This window comes from Carboxylicivirga sediminis (genome assembly GCF_018156225.1).
Lineage (GTDB): Bacteria > Bacteroidota > Bacteroidia > Bacteroidales > Marinilabiliaceae > Carboxylicivirga > Carboxylicivirga sediminis.
In genome coordinates, this window is sequence record NZ_JAGTAR010000094.1 from 1 (window position 1) to 1,049 (window position 1,049).

Below are 1,049 nucleotides of genomic sequence, written 5' to 3' on the forward strand. Positions count from 1 at the left end.
AGTTGGTCAGTTAGTTTATTGAGTTGCTCTTCCTTTTTATGAAGTAGTTCGTCCTGTTTGTTGATTTTGGCTTCTAACGCCTTGTTTTGCGCCTTAAGAGCCTCCACATAACCTTCATCTGCCTGACGTAAACGCGAGAGCTCACAGTACATCTCGTCACGCTCCTGAAGCAGCTGTTCAATTAGTTTTTCGTTATCTGAATTTTGGCTCATTTACTCCCTTGTGATTATGTGCTTGAAGATACTAAAATCAAGAGGTACAGCCAAAAATGAACCTTAAGTTTTAGGTGATTTTACAACGTTTTTTTAATCTTCTTTGTATGGGTTTTACATTACTTACAATCGCCATCAAATCTTGCCAGGCAATTGGTTGGGATGAGACCATCTCATCGAAAGTTGGCAGCTTAAAAACTCCGTTCTCAAGCTTCTTGTGATAGATGACTAAACCACCATGCTCCAGGTGTAATATTTTCATAATGGTCAGGTTGCGATTGACAAAGATAAACACCTCACCATCCTGCACATTGCGATTCATAACTGATGTTACAATGCCGCTGAGTGTATAAAAACTTTTGCGCATATCAACTGGTGCCGGGTAAAGGAAGTATTGCAGCTTCCCGTGTAGATGAAACATAGGCTACAATCAATACAGGTGAACAATTGTTTTTAATAATGCTGCGTCAACGTGACCTCTGAGTTGTAACTTAGTTCCATTGGGAAAGGTAAACTCTAGTTCATTCTCTTGGATTTCACTTTTTCCTTCACTAACTGAAAGAAAAGGATGACTAGCTGATTTAACCAAAGGTTGTTGCTCCATCACTAAAGGCACAAACTCTTTGGGTTGCTCTGTTTCTCTTAAAAGCTTTTGCCAACGGTAAAATGTAGATACTGCAAAATCTTGATTGGCACAAAAATCACGAACCGTTAATCCTGATGATAAATATTCCTCATATAACTCCCGAAAACTTGACTCGATTATGCGCATAGTTTTTGTTTCAAAACTAGGTCGCCGGAATAAAGTTGGCAATATGTATCAGGCCGAATGGTTAC

Annotated in this window: 3 protein-coding genes; all 3 read right to left on the minus strand. The window is 39.2% G+C overall.

Going from position 1 to position 1,049, the window contains the following annotated elements:
* The coding region (locus KDU71_RS22750) for a hypothetical protein (protein WP_212193430.1) at window positions 1–212 on the minus strand (212 nt) is incomplete at its 3' end.
* Window positions 213–282: 70 nt separating this feature from the next.
* Window positions 283–633 (minus strand): IS66 family insertion sequence element accessory protein TnpB, encoded by a 351-nt coding sequence (gene tnpB, locus KDU71_RS22755; protein ID WP_212193431.1) that lies wholly within the window; start codon window positions 631–633, stop codon window positions 283–285.
* 9 nt (window positions 634–642) lie between these two features.
* Window positions 643–984: an IS66 family insertion sequence element accessory protein TnpA gene (tnpA, locus tag KDU71_RS22760; protein ID WP_212193432.1), complete on the minus strand. Its 342-nt coding sequence runs from the start codon at window positions 982–984 to the stop codon at window positions 643–645.
* Window positions 985–1,049 lie beyond the last annotated feature (65 nt).